The 19,145-nt window shown below is 51.3% G+C and carries 17 protein-coding genes; 2 read left to right on the forward strand and 15 right to left on the reverse strand.

Translation table 11 applies throughout. The features are described from left to right. Nucleotides 1-21 precede the first annotated feature (21 nt). The 15 genes from rnhB to rpsB form a co-directional block, all read right to left on the reverse strand. Nucleotides 22-618 carry a ribonuclease HII gene (gene rnhB, locus ACJHYD_RS05800; RefSeq protein WP_001550627.1) on the reverse strand — a complete coding sequence of 199 codons (597 nt, stop codon included), beginning with the start codon at nt 616-618 and terminating at the stop codon, nt 22-24. Beyond that, entirely contained in the window at nt 615-1,763 is a 1,149-nt protein-coding gene (lpxB, locus tag ACJHYD_RS05805) for a lipid-A-disaccharide synthase (RefSeq protein ID WP_001550626.1), read from the reverse strand. Before lpxB ends, rnhB begins: the two co-directional genes overlap by 4 nt. Then, entirely contained in the window at nt 1,763-2,551 is a 789-nt protein-coding gene (gene lpxA / locus ACJHYD_RS05810) for an acyl-ACP--UDP-N-acetylglucosamine O-acyltransferase (RefSeq protein ID WP_000565966.1), read from the reverse strand. The genes lpxB and lpxA overlap by 1 nt, the downstream gene beginning before the upstream one ends. A gap of 3 nt (nt 2,552-2,554) precedes the next feature. Then, complete coding sequence (gene fabZ / locus ACJHYD_RS05815; RefSeq protein WP_000210739.1) at nt 2,555-3,010, reverse strand: 3-hydroxyacyl-ACP dehydratase FabZ; 456 nt, start codon at nt 3,008-3,010, stop codon at nt 2,555-2,557. 104 nt (nt 3,011-3,114) lie between these two features. Continuing rightward, the gene (lpxD, locus tag ACJHYD_RS05820; RefSeq protein WP_001139287.1) at nt 3,115-4,140 is read right to left on the reverse strand and encodes a UDP-3-O-(3-hydroxymyristoyl)glucosamine N-acyltransferase; all 1,026 of its coding nucleotides are present in this window, start codon (nt 4,138-4,140) and stop codon (nt 3,115-3,117) included. Nucleotides 4,141-4,143: 3 nt separating this feature from the next. Beyond that, nucleotides 4,144-4,629 (reverse strand): molecular chaperone Skp, encoded by a 486-nt coding sequence (gene skp / locus ACJHYD_RS05825; protein ID WP_000758956.1) that lies wholly within the window; start codon nt 4,627-4,629, stop codon nt 4,144-4,146. Nucleotides 4,630-4,750: 121 nt separating this feature from the next. Beyond that, a complete protein-coding gene (bamA, locus tag ACJHYD_RS05830; protein WP_001240896.1) occupies nt 4,751-7,183 on the reverse strand; it encodes an outer membrane protein assembly factor BamA in 2,433 nt (810 codons plus the stop codon). A 29-nt stretch (nt 7,184-7,212) separates the two neighbouring features. Beyond that, complete coding sequence (rseP, locus tag ACJHYD_RS05835) at nt 7,213-8,565, reverse strand: sigma E protease regulator RseP (protein ID WP_001520521.1); 1,353 nt, start codon at nt 8,563-8,565, stop codon at nt 7,213-7,215. Between the two features lie 11 nt (nt 8,566-8,576). Beyond that, the gene (gene cdsA / locus ACJHYD_RS05840; protein ID WP_019842250.1) at nt 8,577-9,434 is read right to left on the reverse strand and encodes a phosphatidate cytidylyltransferase; all 858 of its coding nucleotides are present in this window, start codon (nt 9,432-9,434) and stop codon (nt 8,577-8,579) included. 12 nt (nt 9,435-9,446) lie between these two features. Continuing rightward, the gene (gene ispU, locus ACJHYD_RS05845) at nt 9,447-10,205 is read right to left on the reverse strand and encodes a (2E,6E)-farnesyl-diphosphate-specific ditrans,polycis-undecaprenyl-diphosphate synthase (RefSeq protein WP_001295562.1); all 759 of its coding nucleotides are present in this window, start codon (nt 10,203-10,205) and stop codon (nt 9,447-9,449) included. A gap of 188 nt (nt 10,206-10,393) precedes the next feature. Beyond that, nucleotides 10,394-11,590, reverse strand: a complete 1,197-nt coding sequence (gene ispC, locus ACJHYD_RS05850) for a 1-deoxy-D-xylulose-5-phosphate reductoisomerase (RefSeq protein ID WP_000811923.1) — start codon at nt 11,588-11,590, stop codon at nt 10,394-10,396. A 91-nt stretch (nt 11,591-11,681) separates the two neighbouring features. Then, nucleotides 11,682-12,239, reverse strand: a complete 558-nt coding sequence (gene frr / locus ACJHYD_RS05855; RefSeq protein WP_000622418.1) for a ribosome recycling factor — start codon at nt 12,237-12,239, stop codon at nt 11,682-11,684. 291 nt (nt 12,240-12,530) lie between these two features. Further along, nucleotides 12,531-13,256, reverse strand: coding sequence for a UMP kinase (gene pyrH, locus ACJHYD_RS05860; RefSeq protein ID WP_000224573.1), 726 nt, complete (start codon nt 13,254-13,256; stop codon nt 12,531-12,533). A 146-nt stretch (nt 13,257-13,402) separates the two neighbouring features. Then, nucleotides 13,403-14,254 carry a translation elongation factor Ts gene (gene tsf / locus ACJHYD_RS05865; RefSeq protein ID WP_000818114.1) on the reverse strand — a complete coding sequence of 284 codons (852 nt, stop codon included), beginning with the start codon at nt 14,252-14,254 and terminating at the stop codon, nt 13,403-13,405. Between the two features lie 257 nt (nt 14,255-14,511). Further along, nucleotides 14,512-15,237, reverse strand: coding sequence for a 30S ribosomal protein S2 (gene rpsB / locus ACJHYD_RS05870; protein WP_000246882.1), 726 nt, complete (start codon nt 15,235-15,237; stop codon nt 14,512-14,514). A 367-nt stretch (nt 15,238-15,604) separates the two neighbouring features. On the opposite strand from rpsB, the gene map reads away from it, so the two are divergent. Together map and glnD are read left to right on the forward strand one after the other, a co-directional pair. Further along, nucleotides 15,605-16,399, forward strand: coding sequence for a type I methionyl aminopeptidase (gene map / locus ACJHYD_RS05875; RefSeq protein WP_001018190.1), 795 nt, complete (start codon nt 15,605-15,607; stop codon nt 16,397-16,399). 61 nt (nt 16,400-16,460) lie between these two features. Further along, nucleotides 16,461-19,133, forward strand: coding sequence for a bifunctional uridylyltransferase/uridylyl-removing protein GlnD (gene glnD / locus ACJHYD_RS05880; RefSeq protein WP_001094540.1), 2,673 nt, complete (start codon nt 16,461-16,463; stop codon nt 19,131-19,133). Nucleotides 19,134-19,145 lie beyond the last annotated feature (12 nt).

Here is a 19,145-nt window from a genome sequence, read left to right on the forward strand (position 1 = left end):
TACTTAATCTCGACACAAGAATCAGGACGCAAGTCCCAGTGCGCGTTTGACAGGCCCAAAGCTGCGACGATGATGTTCAGTCGCGCCATATTCAGCCAGTTTTTCCAGATGAAAAGCAGTTGGATACCCTTTGTGTTGGGCAAAACCATATTGCGGGAAAACAATATCCAGCGCCGCCATTTCGGCGTCGCGCGTCACTTTCGCCAGGATAGACGCAGCACTGATTTCTGGTACGCGGCTATCGCCTTTCACCACTGCCATCGAAGGCATCGGTAATTTCGGGCAGCGGTTACCATCAATCAACACATATTCCGGCGCAATATGCAGCCCAGCGACGGCACGCTGCATCGCCAGCATGGTCGCGTGTAAAATATTCAGTTCGTCGATTTCGTGGGGTTCCGCGCGGCCCAGACTCCAGCTCAACGCTTTATCTTTGATCTCTTCACAGAGCGCCAGACGGCGTTTTTCGCTCAGCTTTTTGGAATCATTCAGCCCGGCAATCGGGCGCGATGGGTCAAGGATCACCGCAGCGGTGACGACCGCGCCAACTAACGGCCCGCGTCCGACTTCATCCACACCCGCAACCAGCTGCGTGTGCGGATAAACAAATTCGATCATTGTGCTAACTCCAGAACGGCTTGTGCCGCCTGCTCATCGGCATTGCAGCGGATCTGCTGATGCAGTTCACGGAAGGTATCGTGCATCGCGTGGCTGGTTTTCCCGTTCGCCAACAGCGGTAACAGCGCCGCAGCCAGTTTTTGCGGCTCACACTCTTCCTGCAATAACTCTTTGACTAACTCTCTGCCCGCCAGCAAATTTGGCAGCGAGACATAATCAGTTTTCACCAGACGCTTCGCCAACCAGAAAGTGAAAGGCTTCATGCGATACCCCACCACCATCGGGCATTTCGCCAGCATGCACTCCAGGGCTGCCGTCCCCGACGCCAGTAGTGCCGCATCACTAGCGACCATCGCCTCACGGCCCATCCCATCCAACATATGAACCGACAGGTCTGGCGCAACTTCAGCTTTGATGCGTTCAAACTGCTCGCGGCGTTTGGCATTCACCAGCGGCACCACGATTTCGAGATCCGGATATGTCTGGCGCAAAAGCTGAGCCGTTTTCAGGAAATCAGCACTAAGCATTTCGACTTCTGCACCACGGCTGCCCGGCAACAAAGCCAGACAGTGGGCATCGTAAGGGATCCCCAGCACATCACGGGCACCATTTTTATCTGGATCTAATGGCATGGCATCAGCCATGGTATGACCGATAAAGCGGCACGGTACATTGTATTTGTCATAAAACGCTTTTTCGAAAGGCAGAAATGCGAGCACCAGATCGGTGGCTCTGCCTATTTTGAAAACGCGTTTCTGTCGCCACGCCCAGACGGATGGACTGACGTAATGAATGGTTTTGATACCCTGCTTTTTGAGGTTACCTTCAAGAGTAATATTGAAGTCGGGCGCATCAATACCAACAAAAACATCTGGCTTCAGTTCGCCAAAACGCTTTGTCAGATCGGCACGAATATGCAGTAAGCGACGCAGACGACCGAGCACTTCAACAATGCCCATCACCGCCAGTTCTTCCATTTCGTACCAGGCTTCGCAGCCTTCAGCCTGCATTCGTGGCCCGGCAACACCAACAAAGCGGGCGTTGGGCACACGTTCTTTCAGAGCGCGGATTAAACCGGCCCCCAGGATATCGCCGGAGGTTTCTCCGGCGACCAGGGCAATCGTTAATGGACGCTGTTCAGTCATTAACGAATCAGACCGCGCGTTGAGCGTGCAAAGAAATCGGTAAAGGCTTTCACTTCCGGATATGTTTCCGCCAGTTCAGCAATTTCCGGTTTCACTTCATCGAGCGTTTTACCGCTACGATAAATCAGCTTATACGCATTGCGGATAGCGGTAATCGCCTCACGGCTGAATCCGCGGCGCTTCAGCCCTTCGATATTGACACCGAACGGCGTTGCGTGGTTACCCTGCGCAATGACATAAGGAGGGACGTCCTGCGCCACACCGGAGCAGCCGCCAACCATCACATGCGCACCAATGATGCAGAACTGATGGACTGCGGTCATGCCGCCGATGATCGCGAAGTCGTCAACCGATACGTGACCCGCCAGCGTTGCGTTGTTGGCGAGAATACAGCGGTTACCTACCGTACAATCGTGCGCAATGTGCGCGTTGATCATCAGTAAGTTGTCGCTGCCCACCTTCGTCAATCCACCGCCCTGGACTGTGCCACGATGAATGGTGACGCTTTCGCGAATGCGGTTACGATCGCCGATTTCCACGCGGGTCGGTTCGCCAGCATATTTCAGATCCTGGTTAACTTCGCCGATGGAGGCGAACTGATAAATCTCATTATCGCGGCCAATTTTAGTATGACCATTCACGACAACGTGAGATTTCAGTACGGTACCCTCACCAATTTCGACATGGGGTCCAACGATACAAAAAGGACCAATGTGAGCGTTAGCGCCAATCGACGCGCCCTCTTCCACAATGGCGGTTGGATGCACAAAGGCGGATTTATCAATCACGTATCAGGCCTCCCGGCTACGAGCACACATCATCGTTGCTTCGCAAACTACTTTACCGTCGACCAGAGCAACCCCTTTAAAACGGGTCAGGCCGCGGCGCGTTTTTTCGAAAGTGACTTCCATGATCATTTGATCGCCAGGCACGACCGGGCGCTTGAAGCGCGCTTCGTCAATACCAGCGAAGTAGTACAGCTCACCCGGTTCCAGTTTTCCTACGCTTTTAAACGCCAGAATACCTGTTGCCTGTGCCATTGCTTCCAGAATCAGCACACCCGGGAAAATCGGTTTTCCAGGGAAATGGCCCTGGAAGAATGGCTCATTGACAGAGACATTTTTTACTGCGCGCAGAAAACGACCTTCTTCAAAATCCAGCACGCGATCCACCAGTAAGAACGGGAAACGGTGCGGCAGAAGTTCTAAAATCTCTTCAATCTGCAGAGTATGAGTGTTAGTAGTCAAGATACTCTTCCTGTCAAAATATAAGAAACGACAATAATAACACGGCCTGCCGCAATCGTAAGAATGAGACAGGCCGTAAAGTTTGGCGAACAAAAGATGGAACGTTAGTCTTGTTGATTAACCTTGCGCTCAAGCGATTTCAGACGCTTGCTCATGTCATCAATGTTCATCACCAGTGCAGCGGTTTTGCGCCAGACTTTGTTGGGTTGCAGCGGAATGCCTGAGGAATAGACGCCTGGTTCAGTGATGGGACGCATCACCATACCCATGCCCGTAACCGTCACTTTGTCGCATATTTCCATATGCCCGTTGATTACGCTGGCTCCGCCGATCATGCAGTAACGACCAATTTTCAGGCTGCCCGCCATAATGACGCCACCGGCAACCGCCGTATTGTCGCCAATCACGACGTTATGTGCAATCTGGCACTGGTTATCAATGATCACGCCATTGCCAATAACAGTGTCATCCAGCGCGCCGCGATCGATGGTAGTACATGCGCCGATCTCCACGCGATCGCCAATAATTACGCGACCAATCTGTGGGATCTTCACCCAGTTACCACGATCGTTGGCATAACCAAAGCCGTCTGCACCTACCACTGTTCCGGACTGGATCAGGCAATTCTGACCGATCTGGATCTCATGGTAAATGGTTACGTTCGCCCAGAGACGCGAACCTGCACCGATTCTGCTGTTTTTACCTACGAAGCAACCGGCACCGATAATCACGTTATCGCCCAGTTCAACGCCGGACTCAATCACCGCGTTAGCGCCAATCGATACGTTGTTACCCAGCTTCGCCGTCGCGTCGATCACCGCACTGGGTGCAATGTTCTGCGCGGGCTGCGGCGTGGTATCTAAAATTTGCGCCATGCGCGCGTAAGTCAGGTAGGGATTCTTCACTACCAGCGCGGCACTTTTCGCGAAAGGAAGATCGTCCTGGGTCATGACAACCGCGGACGCCTGGCACAAGCCTAAATGCTCACGGTATTTTGGGTTAACCATGAACGTAATGTGACCTGTTTGTGCAGATTGCATGGACGCAACGCCGGTGATGACGATATCGCCATCACCGTGTAGTTCTGCATCCAACTGCTGCGCTAAATCAGCCAGTCGAATTGAAGGCATTACTTATTTAACCTGTTTCAGTACGTCGGCAGTGATGTCTTTTACATCGCTGCTGTTGTAAGCAACGGCGTTTGCATCAACAACCAGATCGATATCCTGGCTGTTGGCAACGGATTTCACAGCAGTCTGGATACGAGTAACCAGTTTGCCGCGTTCTTCGTTGGAACGACGTGCGCGATCCTGCTCAAAAGCCTGCGCTTTCTGAGCAAAAGTCTGGCGCTGAGCCATCACGTCTTTTTCCAGTTTGGTGCGATCGCTGCCCGCTTTCATGGACTGCAGCTTTTTCATTTTAGCCTGCAGATCGGTTTCCATACGCTGCAGTTCGCTGGCACGGCCTTTGAACTCATTTTCCAGCGTGTTAGAAACACCGGTTTTCTGCGCTACCTGCTGGAACAGGCTGCCCATATTGACGATTGCAATTTTGTCAGCCGCCTGAGCAGAAGTTGCCAGTGCTAAACCAAGACCTGCAGCTAATAACCACTTTTTCACAATAAACTCCTTACCATCCCATTTGCACCGGAGGGTGCAGTTCTTTGCGTGGCCCGGCGATCTTATATTGATCGCCTAAAGTCATCGCTACACTACCACTACATTCCTTTGTGGAGAACACTTACCAGGTTTTACCGATGTTAAACTGGAACTGTTCTGCCTTGTCTCCATCGTACTTTTTGAACGGCTGGGCGTAGGAGAACACCAACGGCCCCAATGGGGACATCCATTGTAATGCGATACCCGCAGACATACGGATATTGCTTGGATCACTATAGTCCGGATATCCAGAATATTGGCTGGAATCCCAGTTTGTATCCCAAACGGTACCCATATCCCAGAAGAAGGAAGTACGAACCGAGTTAGCATACTTATCGCTAATAAACGGCGTCGGGGTGATGAACTCGAGGCTGGCAACCGCCATAGCGTTACCGCCTACAGCATCATCCGATTTACACAGGTCTTTCGCGCCGTCCTGAGTCGCACATTCGTAATCATAGTCCGGATCATAATTACTAGCCTGATGCGGGAAGTAAACTGCTTTCGGACCAATGGTATTGGACTGGAAGCCACGGACGGTGCTGGAACCACCGGCATAGAAGTTCTCGTAGAACGGCATCTCTTTGCCGCCTAAACCATCACCATAACCCCAGCGGGTACGACCCAGAACAACCCATTTGTGATCGTCATCGATCGGCACATAAGTCGCCGTGTCTAACGTCACTTTGTAGTATTCGTTATCCGATCCCGGAATGGTCACTTTACCAGTCAGGTTGACACGTGAACCATCTGTCGGGAAGTAACCACGGTCAAGCTTGTTATAGGTCCAACCATAGTTGAACGTGAAGTCGTCCGTTTTGAAGCTGTTATCCTGATCAGAGGTGCTCGGATGTTCACCCATAGAGTACAGATAACGCCACATCGCAACCTGAGGCTGCATGTTGGACAGGGAGTTATGTACATAACCCAGACCTGCACGCAGCGAGTTATATTCGTTGATCGGGAAGCCCAACGTCACGTCTGTACCATAACTCTTGTTGGTATAGTCGGACAGGTCGGCGTCATCTGCCTGGAAGTCATTATAGAAGAGACGACCACCGAGGCTTACGCCATCTACGGTGAAGTACGGGTTGGTTACCGACAGTTCAGCATAGGTCTGGTAATCGTTTTTGGTCCCGTTGATACCAACAGCATAACCCGTACCTAACCAGTTATCCTGTTGCACACCAGCCTGGAAGCTCACGCCACTTTCAGTACCGTAACCAATCCCGAAGTTGAAGCTACCGGTGTTACGTTCTTTCACCTTGTAGACTACATCAACCTGGTCCGGGCTACCCGGAACACGTTGGGTATCGGTATCGACAGTTTCAAAGAAGCCCAGACGATTCAGACGCTCCTTACCCTGATCGACCAGATCGCTCCCCAGCCATGCACCTTCCATCTGACGCATTTCGCGACGCAGGACGGCATCTTTCGAGGTATCGTTACCTTCAAAACGGATCTTACGCACGTAGAAACGGTTACCCGCATCAACGTTCACGCGTAATTTAACGGTTTTGTCGGCATCGTTAATTTCAGGCATCGACTGTACGCGCGGATAGGCATAACCATAGCGACCGAGAAGCTTTTTAATGTCATCTTCCATTTTGGTCACTTTGGTGCCGTTATACAGCTCGCCCGGCTCGATCTTAGTCAGCTGCTCAATTTCAGCGGAGTGCCCGGCAAGGTTGCCGCTCACTTCAACGCCAGAAAGCTTGTACTGATCGCCTTCGGTGATGTTCACCGTGACGTAAATACCTTTTTTATCTGGCGTCAGACTGACCTGGGTAGAGTCGATGTTGAAACGGGCATAACCGCGGTCCAGATAGTAGCTGCGCAGGGTTTCAAGGTCGCCCGCCAGTTTCTGTTTCTGGTATTTACGATCGCCTACCACGTTCCACCACGGCACTTCGTCACGCAGTTGGAAATGAGAGATCAGTTCGTCGGTGGTGAAAGCATGGTTACCAACAATGTTAATTTGCTGGATTTCAGCTGACACACCTTCCTGGAACACCAGTTTTAGGTCAACACGGTTGCGCGGCAGCGGGGTCACGACAGCTTTAACGCTGGCGCTATATTTACCGACGCTGTAGTAGAAGTCTTCCAGACCTTTCTCGATATCGGCAATGGTGGTGCGATCGAGGGATTCGCCCACACGCACACCAGAAGCCTCGAGGTTTTGTTTCAGCATGTCATCTTTCACCGATTTGTTACCGGAGAAAGTAATGCTGGCAATGGTCGGACGTTCTTTTACCTGAACCAGAAGGGTATCACCATCACGAAGGACGCGAACATCCTCAAAGTTGCCGGTAGCAAACAGAGCGCGAATGGTATTACTGATATCTTCATCATTAACCGTGTCGCCTGTGCGCACCGGCATACTGAGGAGGGCCGCACCAACGGCGACACGCTGAAGGCCTTCGAAATGAATATCTTTCACTACGAACCCTTCAGCACCGTATACGGTGGCGCTGCTAAACAGCAGCGACGCTATGAGCAACTTTTTCATCGCCATCGTTATTATGCGTTCTTCCTAACTAACTCTCATAACCGAGAGAAATCATTGAAAAGTGCAAGCCCCATTAACAGCACCAGCAGAATCGAGCCAATGCGATAACAAAAGTCTTGAACCCGCTCGGATACCGGTCCGCCCTTGATCTTTTCGATCGCAAGGAACAGCAGATGCCCCCCGTCAAGTACGGGCAACGGAAACAGGTTAATTATCCCTAAGTTCACGCTAATAAGCGCAAGAAACGGCAGGTAATAAACAACCCCGAGTTCCGCTGTCATCCCAGCCCCCTTGGCGATAGAGATCGGCCCACTGAGGTTGTTCAGTTTCACATCACCGGTGATCAATTTTCCCAGCATACTGACCGTCAGCTTCATCAGCTGCCACGTTTTGTCCGTGGCTTCGACGATGGCGTTGAACGGCCCATACTGGCGTACAACTTTATACTCATCTGGCAAAGGAATGACTTTCGGCTCAATACCGACAAAACCAATCGCTTTACCATTACCCGGTTTACTCTCCGGGATTAATGTCAAAGACAAGGGACTCCCCTGCCTTTCGATTTCTAACGCTAAGGATTTACCCGGGTTATCCCGGACAAGCATCACAAAGGTCACCCACTGCGTTAAGGGCTGACCATCGACTTTAACGATCCTGTCGCCTGCTTGCAAACCTGCCTTGCTTGCCGCCGAGTTTGGCTGCACATTTTCCAGTACAGATTCAATTTGCGGCCCACGAGGACGAATCCCCAGCGAAGTTATCGGATCTTCTTTATCAGGCTCAAACGTCCAGTGACGTAAATCGAGCTTTACATCCCGCCGTTGGTCGCTGCCAAATGGCGCTACTGTAATGGTGGTGCTTTCATCGCCAATTTTATCGACCAACTGCAAACGCACGGCATCCCAATCAGGCGTTTCGATACCATCTACGGCTTTTAGTTCCGTACCTGGTGCAATTTGTGCTTCTGCAGCTATCGAATTGGCTGCTATTTCGCCAACCACCGGACGTACGCCAGGCACACCAATAATAAAAACCAGCCAGTAGGCAAAGATAGCAAAAATGAAGTTTGCAACCGGACCTGCGGCAATAATCGCCGCTCGTTGGCCGACAGATTTATTATTGAAGGCATGGTGGCGGAGTTCCGGAACGACCGGTTCTGCGCGCTCATCCAGCATTTTGACATAACCGCCCAGCGGGATCAGGGCGATAACATATTCGGTGCCGAGCTTATCAGTTCGCCGCCAGAGCGCCTTACCAAACCCTATTGAGAAACGCTCAACGCGAACACCACAACGCCGGGCAACCCAGAAATGACCAAATTCATGCACGGTGATAAGTACACCCAGTGCAACGATGAACGAAGCCAAATCCCAGAGAAAACTCAGCATATTACCTTCCGTTAAAGCGTCCTGAATACCAGTAACAACAAGCAAGCAAAGACCGGTACCGCAGCCGTCAGGCTATCAATACGATCTAAAATACCACCGTGTCCTGGAATTAAATGACCGCTGTCCTTAATTCCTGCTTCACGCTTAAACATACTCTCGGTCAGATCGCCGAGCACTGAGGCTAACGCTGCGACAATAGAGCAAATGAGTAAGGTGACGGGAGCGACGTCGAGATTCGCCCACATGCCATAACCCCATGAGATTACCGCTGCAGTCGCGAGTCCACCTATAAAGCCTTGCCAGGTTTTACCCGGAGAAACCTTCGGTGCCAGTTTATGTTTACCAAACAATTTGCCAAACATATATGCGCCAGAGTCAGCGCCCCATACCAGGATCATGACATAGAGCAGCCATATTGCGCCACTGTAATGATTCTCGTCGTAGTGCCAGGCCCGTAACGCCAGCATGCCCCAGAAGAAGGGAACAATGGTTAGCACGCCAAAAATAATGCGCAATGTTTTAGAGTTACGCCAGATTGCTGCGGAACCTGGGTAAAACAGCACCAGCAATAGCGCGACACTCCACCAACCCAGCGAAGCCCAAAGTGAGATTTCAACCAGCGGTTGATGAATATTTCGGTGATATTCCGGCAACAGAAAAAGCATCAGCGCCAACAATAACCCACATAACACCGCCAACCATACTCGCTGCGAGCGAGTGGTAAAACCGCTAAGCTGTCCCCATTCCCACGCTGCCAGCATGCAGACCACCAGCGTTACAATGGCGAACCCCACCGGCGGCAACAGAAACAACGCCGCGATGACGACGGGTATTAACACAAAAGCAGATATCAGGCGATACTTCAGCAAAAGCGACCCCCATCAGGCTGTTTCATCACCGGGCTCGGTGCCGCCGAAACGACGCTCTCGATTAGCAAAGGCATTTAACGCCCCTTCAAAGTCTTGTTCATCGAAATCGGGCCAGAGAACATCTGTAAAGTAAAGTTCGGCATAGGCAATTTGCCAAAGCAAAAAGTTACTAATGCGATGCTCCCCCCCAGTCCTAATTACTAAATCTACAGGGGCCAGTTCATGCATACAGACATGCTGGTTTAGCATCTCTTCATCTATCTGATCTGGTTGCAGGTTTCCTTGCTGCACCTTTTCAGCCAGTTGCCTGACTCCCTGGACTATATCCCAACGTCCACCGTAGTTCGCCGCAATATTCAGCGTCAGACCGGTATTCCCGGCTGTTAGCGCTTCAGATTTACGAATACGTTCTTGCAAACGCGAGTTAAAGCGACTGGTATCGCCAATAATACGCAGACGCACGTTATGTCGGTGCAGACTCTTTACTTCGCTATCAAGCGCCCACACAAACAGTTCCATTAACGCACTGACTTCCTGCGCTGGTCGGTTCCAGTTTTCACTACTAAAGGCATACAGAGTTAACGCCTCAATACCGTTGTTGGCCGCAAAAGAGACAGCCCGGCGGACGGATTTTGCCCCGGCTTTATGCCCAAAGGCACGAATCTTCCCTTGCTTTTTTGCCCAGCGACCATTGCCGTCCATAATGATCGCAACATGACGACAGCCATGCGCTGGCAATTTTTCGCTAAGTGGTTGAGTAGCAGACAACATCACGCGTTTCTTATTCCCTGACAGGGTTTACGGTACTCAGGAATACTGAAGCCTATACAAAAAAAAGCCGTGTAAAACCACGGCATACCTGACCTTATAAAGCCAACTACTTACGATCAGATGGCGCAGACTATATCACTGAAGCCCTACGCTAACAAATAGCGCGACTCTCTGTAGCCGGATTATCCTCAGCTTGCGAGACGCATCACCTCTTTTCTGGCGACTTCACGCGCGTTCGCATCAACAGATAACACATCGTCCACACATTGTGGTTCGCGCATATCCATTTTTTCCAGTACGGATAAATTCAACGCGGCGATATCCGTAAAGCGGATTTGTTGCGCAAGAAAAGCAGCAACGGTGATTTCGTTTGCGGCATTCAATGCTGTCGTCGCTGCCTGGCCTTGTTCGAACGCCTCCATCGCCAGTTTCAGGCATGGATAACGATCATAATCCGGTGCGGCAAATGTCAACGCACTTAGTTTGCAAAAATCGAGTGGCTTCACGCCAGAGTTCACGCGATTCGGCCATGCCATGGTGTGAGCAATTGGCGTACGCATATCCGGTTCACCCAGCTGCGCCAGAACACTGCCGTCCTGGTAGCGCACCATTGAGTGAATCACTGACTGCGGGTGAATCAGCACTTCCATCTGGCTGGCGCTGGCGTTAAACAGCCAACGCGCTTCAATGTATTCCAGACCTTTGTTCATCATGGTAGCCGAATCGACGGAAATTTTACGTCCCATCGACCAGTTCGGATGACGGCAGGCTTGATCGGGCGTCATTGTTGCCAAATCGCGCAATGGCGTCTCACGGAAAGGGCCACCAGACCCGGTAAGTAAAATGGACACCACGCCATTTTGCTCAAGGTCAGCGTATCCCAGATTATGCTGGATAGGTTGCGGTAAACTCTGAAAAATGGCGTTATGTTCGCTATCGACCGGTAACAATTGCGCTTTGCTCTGCTTTACGGCGTCCATAAACAGACGTCCGCAGGTAACCAGTGATTCTTTATTGGCCAGCAAAATGGTTTTACCCGCGCGGATCGCAGCAAGCGTAGGTAACAGCCCAGCAGCGCCAACAATGGCTGCCATCACCTGATCAACATCCTCAAGCGCTGCCATATCGCAAGCGGCTTGTTGCCCACTTAAGACTTCGGTGCGGCTACCCTGTTGCTGTAGCATCGTTTTAAGAAGTTTCGCACTCGCTTCATCGTCCATTACGGCATAGCGGGGAGAGAATTCCAGGCACTGTTCTACCATGCGAGTGACATTTTTGCCTGCCACCAGCGCAACTACGCGGAAGTGTTCGGGATTATGGCGCACCACGTCCAGCGTGCTGCAACCAATCGAGCCGGTCGAGCCCAGAATGGTGAGTTGCTTCATGAAACATCCAGAGTTGAGACAGAATAAAAAGCAAAACGCCGCCAGCCGATCCGCAAGGATCTACTGAGCGGCGTTTTTGTCGTTCAAGAAATCAGAACTGCATCAGTTCTGCTTCTTTGTCTGCCAGCGCCGCTTCAATTTTCTTGATTGCAGCATCAGTCAGTTTCTGTACATCGTCCTGAGAACGGCGATCGTCGTCTTCGCTGATCTCTTTATCTTTCAACAGTGCTTTCACTTTGTCGTTCGCGTCACGACGCACGTTACGTACTGCAACACGCGCTTGTTCTGCTTCACCACGAACGATTTTGGTCAGATCTTTACGACGTTCTTCCGTCAGCGGCGGCAGCGGAACACGGATGTCGCTACCCGCAGAGTTCGGGTTCAGGCCAAGATCGGACGCCATAATCGCTTTTTCAACGGCCGGAGACATTGAACGATCAAACACGTTGATTTTCAGAGTACGGGAATCTTCTACCGTTACGCTTGCCAGCTGACGCAGCGGCGTCGGCGTGCCGTAATATTCCACGACAATGCCATCCAGCAGGCTGGGAGAAGCACGACCCGTGCGTATTTTGCTGATTTGGGTTTTGAACGCTTCTACGCATTTGTCCATGCGTACTTCAGCATCTTTTCTGATATCGCTAATCACGTTACGAATCCTTGAAAACTTGTCTCAGTCAGACCAGACAGTCACACACAGTGGAAGTGTGCTAAGTATAGCCCTGATTAAACATATTACGGGTAATCGTCTGGATTATTAGGCTATTTTATTTGCCATTTTGGCCCCGGGCAGTGCTCGCCATCCTCACGCACTTGTGTACGCTCCGGTTGCTGCGCGCTGGCCGTGACCAAACTGCCTGCAACAATAACGCCTTATAACCAGACTTACGCCCCCGCGATACTTACGCGGAATCTTACCCTTATTTATCCATCACGGGAATTATTCCGTGATTAAAGTCCCTTCTTTTTCACCCATTACCACACGGCGCAGCGCACCCGGTTTGTTCATGTTGAAAACACGAATCGGTAATTTATGGTCACGAGCCAGCGTGAAGGCCGCCAGGTCCATGACTTTCAGCTCTTTTTCGAGCACTTCGCTGTAAGTCAGTTGCTCGTACATGGTTGCGGTTGGATCTTTCGCCGGATCAGCGGTAAACACGCCGTCAACTTTGGTTGCTTTCAGCACCACATCGGCTTCAATTTCGATACCACGCAGGCAAGCTGCTGAGTCGGTGGTAAAGAACGGGTTACCTGTACCGGCGGAGAGGATCACCACACGGTTGTTGCGCAACAGGCTGATAGCTTCTGCCCAGCTGTAGCTGTCGCACACGCCATTCAATGGAATAGCGGACATCAGACGAGCGTTCACATAGGCGCGGTGCAGTGCATCACGCATTGCCAGGCCGTTCATTACGGTCGCCAGCATCCCCATGTGGTCGCCCACAACGCGGTTCATACCCGCTTTCGCCAGACCAGCGCCACGGAACAGGTTACCCCCACCAATCACCACACCAACCTGAATACCCAGTTCAACCAGTTCTTTGATTTCCTGAGCCATGCGATCCAGTATGCTTGCATCAATACCGAAGCCTTCAGTGCCCTGCAGAGCTTCGCCACTCAACTTAAGCAGAATGCGTTTATAGACGGGTTTTGCATTGGTAGCCATGTTTCTTTCCTGAGACTGTCAACGATTGAAATGAATTAATACTAGCGACATTGTACGTCGCTTTTCAGCGCAGCCCCACAAGGGTTAGCTGAATTTACAAGATGGGCACAAAAAGAAGCCGCCCTCAGGCGGCTCCTTTTCGATAATTAAGACTGCTTGGACATCGCAGCAACTTCTGCTGCAAAGTCAGTCTCAACTTTCTCGATGCCTTCACCCACTTCGAAGCGGATGAAGCCAGTCACTTCAGCGTTATGCTCTTTCAGCAGCTGACCAACAGTTTTGCTTGGTTCCATAACGAACGGCTGACCGGTCAGAGAAACTTCGCCGGTGAATTTCTTCATGCGGCCTTCAACCATTTTCTCTGCGATTTCTTTCGGCTTACCAGACTGCATCGCGATATCCAGCTGTACCTGGTATTCTTTTTCTACCACTTCAGCGGATACATCTTCCGGTTTGATGAATTCTGGCTTGCTTGCAGCAACGTGCATAGCGATGTGTTTAACCAGCTCTTCGTCAGCGCCTTTAGCAGCAACCAGAACGCCGATACGCGCACCGTGCTGATAAGAACCCAGAACGTCGCCTTCCAGCGCAGCAACGCGGCGAATGTTGATGTTTTCACCAATTTTCGCTACCAGCGCAACACGTTCTTCTTCGAACTGTGCTTTCAGAACTTCAACGTCAGTGATTTTGCCAGCAACAGCTGCGTCCAGAACTTTGTCTGCGAACGCCTGGAAACCAGCGTCTTTTGCAACGAAGTCAGTCTGGCAGTTAACTTCCAGAATGATGCCGTAGTTGCCGTCGATTTTGGTTTTGATCACGCCGTCAGCAGCAACGTTGCCTGCTTTTTTCGCTGCTTTAATAGCACCGGACTTACGCATGTTTTCGATTGCCAGCTCGATGTCGCCGTTAGCTTCAGTCAGTGCTTTTTTGCAATCCATCATGCCTGCGCCAGTACGCTCACGCAGCTCTTTTACCAGGGATGCGGTAATTTCAGCCATTCTAAAATCCTCGGAGATGTGATCTGCCCGGCATTAAACCGCACAGATATAAAAGTGAAAAAGGGGGCCATATGCAGGCCCCCTAACCAAACGTGTACTACCTGGTCTATAAGGGCTCTCCCCCTTCATATTTCGCGCCGCAGATGCGTTGTCTTCGCTCGCTCATCCCGGTCACTTACTGATGTAAGCTCCCGGGAATTCTCGAGCTTGCCGCCTTTCTGCAACTCGAACTATTTTGGGGGAGTTATCAAGCCTTATTACTCAGCTTCTACGAAGCTTTCTTCCGCCTGGGAAGCCAGATCCTGAGAACGGCCTTCACGTACGGTTGCAGCAACAGCGCCCAGGTACAGGGTCACAGCACGGATTGCGTCGTCGTTACCCGGGATAACGAAGTCAACACCGTCCGGATCAGAGTTGGTATCAACGATAGCAAATACCGGAATACCCAGGTTGTTTGCTTCTTTGATAGCAATGTGTTCATGGTCAGCATCGATTACAAACAGAGCGTCCGGCAGACCGCCCATGTCTTTGATACCGCCCAGGCTGTTTTCCAGTTTCTCCAGCTCACGAGTGCGCATCAGCGCTTCTTTCTTGGTCAGCTTGTCGAAAGTACCGTCCTGAGACTGAGTTTCCAGGTCTTTCAGACGTTTGATGGACTGACGAACGGTTTTCCAGTTAGTCAGCATACCGCCCAGCCAGCGATGGTTCACGAAGAACTGGTCGCAGCTCAGAGCAGCGTCTTTCACCGCTTCGCTTGCAGCGCGTTTAGTACCAACGAAAAGGATTTTACCTTTGCGAGAAGCAATCTTGTTCAGTTCAGCCAGAGCTTCGTTGAACATCGGTACAGTTTTCTCAAGGTTGATGATGTGAACTTTGTTACGCGCACCGAAGATGAACGGCTTCATTTTCGGGTTCCAGTAACGGGTCTGGTGACCGAAGTGAACACCAGCCTTGAGCATGTCGCGCATGGAAACAGTTGCCATGATTAAAACCTCTATATAAAAGTTGGGGTTATGCCTCCACGTATCCCATATTACCGACCCCAAAGGGCACCCCGGAATATGTGCCGATACGTGTGTGTTGTTACACAAAGTGAGATTGTCGCTTCCGTCCAGTCTGTGTATACGAAATGGATCGGAAGTCCGGCGCGCTTTATACCACAAATACGTCGCGGACACCAATAATTGTTGGCGCTGTGTACAGCATCAGACGTTGAATTTTCTATTATAGAAAACCTTCAGTGGCACGTTTGGCGAAATTCAGAATGATTCTCAATTTGCCCGGGTGTGATACCATTGACGGCACTTACATATATATTGTCGGTATCACCGACGCTGATGGACAGAATTAATGGCTATCTCAATCAAGACCCCAGAAGATATCGAAAAAATGCGCGTCGCTGGCCGACTGGCTGCCGAAGTGCTGGAGATGATCGAACCGTATGTTAAACCGGGCGTCAGCACCGGCGAGCTGGATCGCATCTGTAATGATTACATTGTTAATGAACAACACGCGGTTTCTGCCTGCCTCGGCTATCACGGCTATCCGAAATCCGTCTGCATCTCTATTAATGAAGTGGTGTGCCACGGTATCCCGGACGACGCCAAGCTGCTGAAAGATGGCGATATCGTTAACATTGATGTCACCGTAATCAAAGATGGTTTCCACGGCGATACCTCGAAAATGTTTATCGTCGGTAAGCCGACCATCATGGGCGAACGTCTGTGCCGCATCACGCAAGAAAGCCTGTACCTGGCGCTGCGCATGGTCAAACCAGGCATTAATCTGCGCGAAATCGGTGCGGCGATTCAGAAATTTGTTGAAGCAGAAGGTTTCTCCGTCGTTCGTGAATATTGTGGACACGGTATTGGTCGTGGCTTCCATGAAGAACCGCAGGTACTGCACTATGACTCCCCTGAAACCAACGTCGTGCTGAAACCGGGGATGACCTTCACCATCGAGCCAATGGTCAACGCGGGTAAAAAAGAGATCCGCACCATGAAAGATGGCTGGACGGTAAAAACCAAAGATCGCAGCTTGTCTGCACAATATGAGCATACTATTGTGGTGACTGATAACGGCTGCGAAATTCTGACGCTACGCAAGGATGACACCATCCCGGCGATAATCTCGCACGACGAATAAGATGAAGCCGGCGAATGCCGGCTTTTTTAATGTGATAATTTAATCTTATGGGTGGCGCACGATGAATACCCTTCCAGAACAGTACGCAAATACCGCTCTCCCCACCCTTCCCGGTCAACCGCAAAATCCATGTGCCTGGCCCCGTGATGAATTAACCGTCTGTGGGATAAAAGCCCATATTGATACTTTCCAGCGTTGGCTGGGTGATGCCTTTGACAATGGAATCTCTGCAGAAGAGTTGATTGAGGCGCGTACCGAGTTTATCGACCAGCTCCTGCAACGGTTATGGATTGACGCGGGATTCAGCCAGATTGCCGACCTGGCATTAGTCGCCGTCGGTGGCTACGGTCGTGGCGAGCTGCATCCACTTTCCGACATCGATTTGCTGATCTTAAGCCGTAAGAAACTCCCGGATGATCAGGCACAGAAAGTTGGCGAACTGTTAACACTATTATGGGATGTGAAACTGGAAGTCGGTCATAGCGTGCGCACGCTTGAAGAGTGCATGCTGGAAGGGTTATCGGATTTAACCGTCGCCACCAATTTAATCGAATCCCGCTTATTAATTGGCGATGTTGCGCTGTTCCTCGAACTGCAAAAACATATTTTCAGCGAAGGATTCTGGCCTTCCGACAAGTTCTACGCGGCGAAAGTTGAAGAACAGAACCAGCGCCATCAGCGTTACCACGGCACCAGCTACAACCTTGAACCAGACATCAAAAGTAGCCCCGGCGGCTTGCGCGATATCCACACGCTGCAATGGGTGGCCCGCCGTCATTTTGGCGCAACATCGTTGGATGAAATGGTCGGGTTTGGCTTCTTAACCTCAGCGGAGCGAGCGGAATTAAACGAATGTCTGCATATATTGTGGCGTATTCGCTTTGCCCTGCATCTTGTCGTCAGCCGTTACGATAATCGCCTGTTATTCGATCGCCAGCTTAGCGTCGCCCAGCGTTTGAATTACAGTGGTGAAGGTAACGAACCGGTCGAGCGGATGATGAAGGATTACTTCCGCGTTACACGCCGCGTCAGCGAACTCAACCAGATGCTGCTGCAACTGTTCGATGAAGCCATCCTCGCCCTTCCCGCCGACGAAAAACCACGTCCAATCGACGATGAGTTTCAGCTACGCGGTACGCTAATCGACCTGCGTGATGAAACACTATTTATGCGCCAGCCGGAAGCCATCTTGCGTATGTTCTACACCATGGTGCGCAACAGTGCGATCACTGGCATTTACTCTACCACGCTGCGCCAGTTACGCCACGCCCGTCGCCATTTGCAACAACCGCTGTGTAATATTCCGGAAGCGCGAAAACTGTTTTTGAGCATTCTGCGTCACCCTGGTGCGGTGCGTCGCGGACTATTACCGATGCATCGTCATAGCGTGCTCGGCGCGTATATGCCCCAATGGTCGCATATCGTCGGGCAGATGCAGTTTGACCTGTTCCACGCCTACACGGTGGATGAACATACTATTCGCGTGATGCTGAAACTGGAGAGTTTTGCCAGTGAAGAAACGCGCCAGCGCCATCCGTTGTGTGTGGACGTCTGGCCGCGCCTGCCGTCAACTGAGCTGATTTTCATCGCCGCGCTGTTTCACGATATCGCCAAAGGACGCGGCGGCGACCACTCCATTCTCGGTGCACAAGACGTGGTGCATTTTGCCGAACTCCACGGGCTTAACTCGCGCGAAACACAGCTGGTGGCGTGGCTGGTTCGCCAGCACTTGCTGATGTCGGTGACAGCTCAGCGCCGCGATATTCAGGACCCGGAAGTGATCAAGCAGTTTGCCGAAGAAGTTCAAACGGAAAATCGTCTGCGCTATCTGGTATGCCTGACAGTGGCTGACATTTGCGCCACCAACGAAACGCTGTGGAATAGCTGGAAGCAAAGTCTGTTGCGCGAACTCTATTTCGCCACCGAAAAGCAGCTACGACGTGGAATGCAAAACACGCCGGATATGCGCGAACGGGTTCGCCATCACCAACTCCAGGCGCTGGCACTACTGCGCATGGATAACATCGACGAAGAGGCGCTGCACCAAATTTGGTCACGCTGTCGTGCTAACTATTTTGTCCGCCATAGCCCAAATCAACTGGCCTGGCATGCGCGCCATTTATTACAGCATGATTTAAGCAAACCGCTGGTATTGCTTAGTCCGCAGGCTACGCGTGGAGGCACCGAGATTTTTATCTGGAGCCCGGACCGCCCCTATCTGTTTGCCGCCGTCTGTGCCGAATTAGACCGCCGCAATTTAAGTGTCCACGACGCACAAATTTTCACCACTCGCGACGGTATGGCGATGGATACCTTCATCGTGCTGGAACCCGATGGCAGCCCGCTGTCCGCAGATCGCCATGAAGTTATTCGATTTGGTCTGGAGCAGGTACTGACACAAAGTAGCTGGCAGCCACCGCAGCCACGTCGCCAACCGGCCAAACTACGTCACTTTACTGTTGAAACTGAAGTGACATTTTTGCCGACCCATACCGACCGCAAATCGTTCCTTGAGCTTATCGCGCTCGACCAACCAGGACTGCTGGCGAGAGTCGGGAAAATTTTTGCCGATCTGGGAATTTCGCTTCATGGCGCCCGAATTACAACCATTGGCGAACGAGTAGAAGATTTATTCATAATTGCCACCGCTGACCGGCGTGCACTTAATAACGAGTTGCAGCAGGAAGTGCATCAGCGGTTGACAGAGGCCCTCAATCCAAACGATAAAGGGTGATGTGTTTACTGA

The sequence above is a fragment of the Escherichia sp. WS1368 genome (assembly GCF_046487485.1).
GTDB lineage: Bacteria > Pseudomonadota > Gammaproteobacteria > Enterobacterales > Enterobacteriaceae > Escherichia > Escherichia coli.

What these genes read in the sequence shown, in the direction of transcription:
- rnhB (WP_001550627.1), bottom strand. Translation starts at nt 618, where the DNA reads ATGATCGAATTTGTTTATCCGCACACGCAGCTGGTTGCGGGTGTGGAT.
- lpxB (WP_001550626.1), bottom strand. Translation starts at nt 1,763, where the DNA reads ATGACTGAACAGCGTCCATTAACGATTGCCCTGGTCGCCGGAGAAACC.
- lpxD (WP_001139287.1), bottom strand. Translation starts at nt 4,140, where the DNA reads ATGCCTTCAATTCGACTGGCTGATTTAGCGCAGCAGTTGGATGCAGAA.
- bamA (WP_001240896.1), bottom strand. Translation starts at nt 7,183, where the DNA reads ATGGCGATGAAAAAGTTGCTCATAGCGTCGCTGCTGTTTAGCAGCGCC.
- rseP (WP_001520521.1), bottom strand. Translation starts at nt 8,565, where the DNA reads ATGCTGAGTTTTCTCTGGGATTTGGCTTCGTTCATCGTTGCACTGGGT.
- ispU (WP_001295562.1), bottom strand. Translation starts at nt 10,205, where the DNA reads ATGTTGTCTGCTACTCAACCACTTAGCGAAAAATTGCCAGCGCATGGC.
- ispC (WP_000811923.1), bottom strand. Translation starts at nt 11,590, where the DNA reads ATGAAGCAACTCACCATTCTGGGCTCGACCGGCTCGATTGGTTGCAGC.
- pyrH (WP_000224573.1), bottom strand. Translation starts at nt 13,256, where the DNA reads ATGGCTACCAATGCAAAACCCGTCTATAAACGCATTCTGCTTAAGTTG.
- tsf (WP_000818114.1), bottom strand. Translation starts at nt 14,254, where the DNA reads ATGGCTGAAATTACCGCATCCCTGGTAAAAGAGCTGCGTGAGCGTACT.
- rpsB (WP_000246882.1), bottom strand. Translation starts at nt 15,237, where the DNA reads ATGGCAACTGTTTCCATGCGCGACATGCTCAAGGCTGGTGTTCACTTC.
- map (WP_001018190.1), top strand. Translation starts at nt 15,605, where the DNA reads ATGGCTATCTCAATCAAGACCCCAGAAGATATCGAAAAAATGCGCGTC.
- glnD (WP_001094540.1), top strand. Translation starts at nt 16,461, where the DNA reads ATGAATACCCTTCCAGAACAGTACGCAAATACCGCTCTCCCCACCCTT.